Genomic DNA, 7,131 nt, shown 5'->3' on the forward strand with positions numbered 1-7,131 from the left:
CGTCGCGTTGGACGCGGTTCCTAGCTTGAAGCGCGATGGTGCGGCAACGCCTCCCCACTTCAGTGGTTCGGGCGTCCTCGACGGTTTGATCTAAAACCTGCGATTCTCCACGTTTGCTTGGCCGCTTGGTCTACCACCGGGAGGTGACCGAACCGCTGGAGATCGAGGTCGGGGGGTGCGCCGCGACGACGGACGCGTTATGTTCCGGTCGATGGATTTAGCCAAGCGAACCACTCCCAACGGCGCGCCCGCGCCTGCGGACGGTGACGTGCCCGACTTCGTTGTCGTCGACGTCGAGACCGCTTGCTCGAGCGTCAGCAGCATCTGCCAGATCGGGATCGTCGGCTTTCGCAATGGCCGCGAGATTTTCGAGTACGAGACGCTCGTCGATCCACTCGACCGGTTCTCGTCCTTCAACATCCGCATCCATGGCATCACCAGCGATCACGTCCTCGGCGCCCCCACCTTCGGGGCGATCCACGGTATAGTCGACTCCCATCTCTCGGGCCGTGTCACGGTCGCACACTCCTTTTTCGACAAGGGAGCGCTCAGTGCGGCCTGCCGCGTGCATGGCCGTCCGGGCATTGAGACGACATGGTTGGACAGCGTGAGGGTCGCGGAGCGGGCTTGGCCGGAGCTGCCGAGTCACCGTCTGAACGTGCTGACCAAGTTCCTTGGCATCAAGCACAGGCATCACGATGCGCTCAGCGACGCCCGCGCCGCCGGCATGGTCATCGTCCGCGCTAGTGAGCACACCGGGATCGACCTCGCCGGCTGGTTTGCCCCTTCGCGGGTGCGGGGTAGTCCCGCTCCGAAGGCGGCGCCTGCCGGCGCGCTCAAGGGGGAGCGGGTCGCGATCCTGGGAGCGCCACGCGATGGCGCGCTTGCCCGTCGCCTCGCGGCGGCCGGTGCGCGGATCGTCGCGTCGGTCGGCGCGACGACGACGAAGCTGGTCATCAGCAACGACCAGCCGTTTGGGCGGTTTGTGACGGCGCATGCCGATCACAGGCGGGCAGCCGAGCTGCAGAGCGCGGGGCGGGCGGTCGAGATCTTGTACGAGGACGATATTCTGTCCCGACTGACCCTGGCGATCGACTGCTCGGCGGGTTCTCTGGCGGAACGGGATGATGCCGATGCGCTTTCTGCATCTCGGCTCGCAAGCGGGAGGGGATAGTCTTCGCCACCTTGCTGGACCGTTGGCCCCGGCGTAGCCGCCCGACCAGAGCTATTATGACAGGAGCCCAGTTTGCATCAGCTGGGTGGACAGTGGACGAGCCGCCTTCAAGCGTAGGAAAGCGGAGCCCGCCTTCTTTCGTTCGCCTAGCCGCGGGATGGAAGGCGCCCGGCTGATTATGGGGCGCATGGCTGATGTCAATCGGTTAGAAGACGGTCGCCTTGAATACAGCTACGGCGAGGATGTGTTCGAACCACGTCCCATCCACGTTGCAGAAATATGGACCGACCAGGACGCGCTCGACCGTCATTTCGCGGCATCTCACCTAGCGGGATAGCGGGCTGCTTGGCCAAGCCTCGGCATCGGTGATCGCAAGCTGCCCATCGTGCCGATCAGGTGCGCTCGACCCTCTCACCAATTCGAAATGCTTCCAAGCCCAGCCAAGACGCCATCCTACTCAGCTCGTCTGTGAGACGTGCTACGGTTTCGTGCGGAGCACCGGGTTCAAGAGTTACGCGGTGTGCGAGGAGTACGCCGGCTTGGCGGTCTGACTTGAGATCGACGCGCGCCACCAACGCCTCGTCCATCAGGAAGGGCAGGACGTAATAACCATGCCTGCGTTTTTCCTGCGGCACGTAGATCTCGATCCGGTAGCGAAATCGGAAGAGGCGTTCTGCGCGACTACGTTCCCATATGAGGGGATCGAACGGGGCAAGCAGCGCCGTACTGCGAACCCGGCGAGGCAAGCGCGCGTCGCGATGCATCCACGCCTTCTGGCTCCAGCCCTCGACACGGACCGGAACGAGGGTGCCAGCCTCTGCCAGCGCTGCGATCGCATGATCCCCTTCATCCGGCTTCAAGCGAAAATAGTCGCGCAGGTCAGCGGCGGTGGCGACGCCAAGCGCTCGCGCACTCCGCTCGATCAAGGCGCGTTGCGCGCTTTCGATGTCAGGCGTGGGGAGATCGAGAACGGAACTCGGTAGCACCCTCTCAGGCAAGTCGTAGACGCGCGCGAAGCTGCCGCGGCGGGTCGCCGTCGTGATCTTGCCTGCCCAAAATAGCCATTCGAGCGCATGCTTTGTTTGGCTCCATTCCCACCAGCCACTTTTGCTCGAGCCATTCTCAAACTCTGCAGCGGTCAACGGTCCCTCGGCCTTGATCCGGTCGAGCACTTTCTCCGCCTGGGGTCGAAGCTCGCCAGCGAAGCGCTTCAGCCCCTGGTAACCGATCTCGCCGCGCTCGGCGCGAGCCATACGCCAACGTAGGAGTGGATGTAGATCGAGCGGAAGGAGCGAGGCCTCGTGCGCCCAATATTCGAAGAGGGTGCCGTTGGCGCTTGGGACCCCAGGCATCTCGCTCGAGCAAGGTGCGCTCGAACATGCCGATCCGCGAAAAGGCCGGGAGATAGTGCGCCCGAGTCAGCACGTTCACGCTGTCGATCTGCAGAAGCCCGAGCTGGTCGATCGTCTTACGCAAGTGGGCGGCGGTTGGTCGCTCCGGCCGACGGCTCGTGAAGCCCTGAGCGGCGAGCACGATGCGCCGTGCGTGTTCGAGGGACAAGCTGGTCACCGCCCAACCGTGGCGGTAACAGCTTTCCAGCGTCAACCATTCCCGCGGATCAGGGCGGCTGTGCGCGCTAGCTGCAACCGTTTGACCCGACCTTATCCGTTCCCGAGAGCTGCCGGCGCTTAGCTACGCTCCTCACAGCTGTACCTCGGTGGTCGGGTCGCCTCTCAGGTGCGCATGGGCGCCGCCCATTGGGTTTTCGGCTGCAATGTCGGCGATGATGAGCCGATCCTGTCGTAATAGCTGGCCATTACGCTGGGAAACGCCGCTGGCTTCTGTTCCGAAGTCGATGATCATAGCTTCACGGCGTTCAGCCGAAGCGCATTGAGCACAACGGTAAAGGAGGAGAGCGCCATCGCCGCGCCCGCCAGCATGGGCGAGAGTAATATCCCGGCGACCGGGTAAAGCACGCCTGCTGCGACCGGAACTCCAATCCCGTTGAACAGGAACGAGAAGAACAGGTTCTGGCGTATGTTGCGCATCGTGGCGTGCGCCAGCTTTCGCGCTCGGACGATGGCGGACAGGTCGCCGCGGGTCAGCGTCATGCCCGCGCTTTCGATCGCCACATCGGTTCCTGTGCCCATCGCCAGACCGACGTCGGCCGCGGCGAGCGCTGGTGCGTCGTTGATCCCATCGCCGGCCATCGCCACGCGGTGGCCATCCGCCTTCAGCTCGTCGACGATGCGGGCCTTGTCCTCAGGCTTCAGATCGGCGCGAATATCATCGAGCCCGCCCACCGCCCGGGCCACGGCCTCGGCGGTAACCCGATCGTCGCCGGTGAGCATGACGACGCGCAAGCCCGCGTGGCGAAGCGCTGCAATTGCTTGCCGCGCCGTTCCGCGCACCGGATCGGCTACCGCGAGCAGACCGGCAAGTCGTCCTTCCACCGCAACCAGCATGACGCCCGCGCCCTCGCGACGGTGGCGATTGCCAGCATCGCCAAGTGGCGCGGCGTCAGCCCCGACCCGGTTCATCTGTGCCGTGTTGCCGATCACCACCTCACGTCCGTCGACCCTGGCGCTGACCCCCAGTCCGGTTTGCGACGCGAAATCCTCGACCTTGCCCATTGCCAGGCCGCGGTCTGTCGCAGCCGTCACGATCGCATGGGCTAACGGGTGTTCCGACCGGGTCTCGACTGCACCGACAAGCGCCAGCAGCTCGGCTTCGCTGAACGGGGCAATGGACTCAGTCGCCACCAGCGTCGGCTTCCCCTCGGTCAGTGTGCCGGTTTTGTCGATGACCAGCGTATCGACCTTTTCGAACGCCTGCAGGGCTTCGGCATTCTTCACCAGCACGCCGGCCGTAGCGCCGCGGCCGGTGCCCACCATGATCGACATGGGCGTGGCGAGCCCGAGCGCGCAAGGACAGGCGATAACCAGTACGGCGATGGCGTTCAGGAGCGCGTGGCCCATGCGCGGCTCCGGGCCGACCATCGACCACGCGACAAACGTCGCGATCGAGATGAGTACGACGAGCGGCACGAACCAGCCGGAGACGCGATCCGCGACGGCTTGGATGGGCGCGCGGCTGCGCTGCGCTTCGGCGACCATCCCGACGATACGGGCGAGCATCGTATCGGAGCCCACCGCGCGGGCCTCTATGACCAAGCTGCCGGTACCGTTAACTGTGCCCCCCGTGACCGGCGCATTGGCTTCCTTCAGGACCGGTGCCGGTTCGCCGGTAAGCATGGACTCGTTGACCGAGGAGCGTCCCTCAAGGACGACACCGTCAACCGGTATGGCTTCGCCGGGACGGACCCGCAGCCGATCGCCGGCTTCCACCTCGCTAAGGCTGACTTCCGTCTCCGATCCGTCGGCACCAATGCGATGCGCGGTCTTGGGTGCGAGATCCATCAGCGCACGGATCGCGCGGCCGGTCGAGGCGCGGGCGCGCAGCTCGAGCACCTGGCCGAGCAGCACCAGCGTCACAACAACGCCCGCCGCTTCGTAATAGACGGGCACCATGCCGTCTTGCGTTCGGAAGGTATCGGGGAAGATGCCCGGAGCCACGGTTGCTACCAGGCTGTAGGAAAATGCCGCACCCACACCGATCGAGATGAGGGTGAACATGTTGAGATGACGCGTGCGGATCGACTGCCAGCCGCGCTCGAAGAAAGGCGCGCCCGCCCACAAGACGATCGGCGCGGTGAGCGCAAGCTGGACCCAGGGCGACGCGGCCGGACTGAGGATGCGCAAGCCCAGCATTTCCGCAACCATCGAGACGACGAGCAGCGGCCCGGTCAAAGCGCCCGCGACCCAGAGCCGTCGCGTGAAATCCACCAGCTCCGGATTGGGGCCGTCGTCGAGCGAGGGCTCCTCAGGTTCGAGCGCCATGCCGCAGATGGGGCAGGTCCCGGATCCCTGCTGGCGAACCTCCGGGTGCATCGGGCACGTCCACATTGTGCCGGGCGCCGCCTTCGGCGCAGGACTCGCCTTGTTGCCGAGGTAGGCGTTCGGATCGGCGACGAACTTGGTCTGGCAGCCGGCGCTGCAGAAGTAATAGGCTCGGCCTTCATGTTCGGCGTGGTGCGTGGTTTTCGCAGGGTCGACCGTCATGCCGCATACAGGATCCCTAACAGTGGCCGACCGATCCAGGCTCTCGCTGTCGCCCCCGCGAGCGCCTTCCGCCGTGTGACCGTCGCCGTGATGCTCGATCGCCGTGGCAGCCTGACGTTCGACGCAGCAGGAGCCGGATTGTTCGCAGGGAGAGGGTCCTTGCTCGGGCTTTCCCGAACCACCTCTTCCGGCCTGATGAGCTTGGGAGTGAGGGTCGTTCATCGCGCAACTCCTTCAACCCGACAGGATCTAAGGTCTGAGAAGCCCCATCCTATCGCCGTGCTTCATGGTCAGCGCGTGCGATTTACCCCTATCAACAACATGGGTGGGCGGCCCATCAACCTTTCTTCGAGCTGGTGACCGGTCTACCGTCTCGACTATCTGGCCCGCGCGACAACCGCGTTCGGCCCGATCGGCTACACGCTGGCGGGCACCAGCACCGTCTATAATCCGTCAGCCTCTGGTCTCGTCATGCAGGGCCAGTATCGTGATATCGCGTCCGATTTCTATTCGGCGCAGGGCAATCTGTCGGTGTCGCGGCGGTTCGAGACTGGGCTCGGCAGCCATTATCTGATGCACAGGAAACGAACGGTCGAGACGCCGCGTGCCACGCCGCTGGCTGTTCCCGCATCGGGCGTCATGTCCTTCAATCAAAGATGTCGAAGATTGAGCTCCGCTTTCTGCGATAGTTGCCCCGTTCTCCGTATTCACCTTGTTCGCCACGTTCACCATAGCCCGAGCTCCAGGGCTGCTGCTGTGGAGGAGCACGGTAAGGGTCTGGTTGGGTCGGGGGCGAAGCGTTGCCCGTGCCGGAGGCCATCAGCTTCTCGAGTTCGCCGCGATCAAGCCACACCCCGCGGCAAGTGGGGCACATGTCGAACTGAACGCCGGCACGGTCCACCGTCTTCATCGAACTATTATCGTTCGGACAAAGGAGCAGGGGCATAGAAGGCTTCCTCTTGTTAAGGGCGCGGGTCGGCCGTGTCTAACAGAGCAGGCGTGGCCTTCCCGCGCGCTACGCGCCCCGACATGTGTCGCCAAATCAGGGGCGGCCCTTCTAAGATGGGGACCTCGGCCATTCGCGCAAGGCTGCGGAACCTATGGCCTTGGGCCTTCGTGGAGTATGCGCCGGCCTGCCGGCGGGCGACCTGCAGCTGGCGAACAGGAGGCACCCGATGATTGTCCAAGCGGATATTCTGAGCCGTGATGAGGTACTTGCGATCCGTAAGGGTTTGGACACGGCGCCATTCCACGACGGGCGGGTCACGGCCGGGAAGCTTGCCGGAACGGTTAAAGACAATGAGCAGGCGCGGGGTGACGATCCTAACGTCATTGCTCTCGCCCGCCGTATACGCCTCGCTATGGAGACCCATCCTACTGTCCGCACGTGGGCTAGGCCCCTGCGGTGGTCGAACCTGATGTTCTCCCGTTATCGAACAGGTCAACAGTATGGCCTGCACACCGACAACGCGGTTATCGCCGACGAGCACGGGTGGCCGTTGAGGACGGACATCAGCTTTACGGTGTTTCTCTCGGACCTTGGCTCCTACGATGGAGGCCAACTCCTGGTCCGGGAGTGCGGGGGGGATCGCTCCTTCAGGCTTCAGGCGGGTTCAGTTATCTTCTACCCGGCCGACCAAATTCACGCGGTGCAGCCGATCACGCGGGGCACACGTCTGGCTTGTGTCGGCTGGATTCAGAGCGTTGTCCGACATTCCGATCAGCGTAAGCTCATCTGCGATCTGGATCAGGTCCGGTCTGGTACGAGCTCAGACGATGCCAGCCTCATTTTGGACAAGGCGATAGCAAACCTACTCCGCATGTGGGGGGAACACT

Annotated in this window: 7 protein-coding genes and 1 pseudogene; 4 read left to right on the plus strand and 4 right to left on the minus strand. The window is 64.1% G+C overall.

Translation table 11 applies throughout. The annotated features are described in order from the left end of the window. Positions 1–211 precede the first annotated feature (211 nt). Together K0S66_RS15095 and K0S66_RS16845 are read left to right on the plus strand one after the other, a co-directional pair. Positions 212–1,174, plus strand: a complete 963-nt coding sequence (locus K0S66_RS15095; protein ID WP_301076296.1) for an exonuclease domain-containing protein — start codon at positions 212–214, stop codon at positions 1,172–1,174. 187 nt (positions 1,175–1,361) lie between these two features. After that, positions 1,362–1,511, plus strand: coding sequence for an antibiotic biosynthesis monooxygenase (locus tag K0S66_RS16845; protein ID WP_366520838.1), 150 nt, complete (start codon positions 1,362–1,364; stop codon positions 1,509–1,511). A gap of 55 nt (positions 1,512–1,566) precedes the next feature. Here K0S66_RS16845 and K0S66_RS15100 read toward each other — a convergent pair whose 3' ends face one another. From K0S66_RS15100 to K0S66_RS15110, 3 genes are all read right to left on the minus strand, one after another. Then, entirely contained in the window at positions 1,567–2,526 is a 960-nt protein-coding gene (locus tag K0S66_RS15100) for a crosslink repair DNA glycosylase YcaQ family protein (protein WP_301076292.1), read from the minus strand. 349 nt (positions 2,527–2,875) lie between these two features. Then, the gene (locus K0S66_RS15105; RefSeq protein WP_301076293.1) at positions 2,876–3,037 is read right to left on the minus strand and encodes a hypothetical protein; all 162 of its coding nucleotides are present in this window, start codon (positions 3,035–3,037) and stop codon (positions 2,876–2,878) included. After that, positions 3,034–5,334 (minus strand): heavy metal translocating P-type ATPase, encoded by a 2,301-nt coding sequence (locus K0S66_RS15110; RefSeq protein ID WP_301076297.1) that lies wholly within the window; start codon positions 5,332–5,334, stop codon positions 3,034–3,036. The genes K0S66_RS15105 and K0S66_RS15110 overlap by 4 nt, the downstream gene beginning before the upstream one ends. A gap of 339 nt (positions 5,335–5,673) precedes the next feature. On the opposite strand from K0S66_RS15110, the pseudogene K0S66_RS15115 reads away from it, so the two are divergent. Further along, positions 5,674–5,862 (plus strand): annotated as a pseudogene (locus K0S66_RS15115) (hypothetical protein); the annotation flags it as partial. Between the two features lie 79 nt (positions 5,863–5,941). Here the strand turns inward: K0S66_RS15115 and K0S66_RS15120 are convergent. Then, positions 5,942–6,241: a zf-TFIIB domain-containing protein gene (locus K0S66_RS15120; protein WP_301076294.1), complete on the minus strand. Its 300-nt coding sequence runs from the start codon at positions 6,239–6,241 to the stop codon at positions 5,942–5,944. A gap of 229 nt (positions 6,242–6,470) precedes the next feature. Here K0S66_RS15120 and K0S66_RS15125 point away from each other — a divergent pair. Then, positions 6,471–7,131, plus strand: a 661-nt coding sequence (locus tag K0S66_RS15125) for a Fe2+-dependent dioxygenase (protein ID WP_301076295.1), incomplete at its 3' end; no start/stop codon positions are given.

This window comes from Sphingomonas sp. (assembly GCF_029239295.1).
Classification (GTDB): Bacteria; Pseudomonadota; Alphaproteobacteria; order Sphingomonadales; family Sphingomonadaceae; genus Sphingomonas.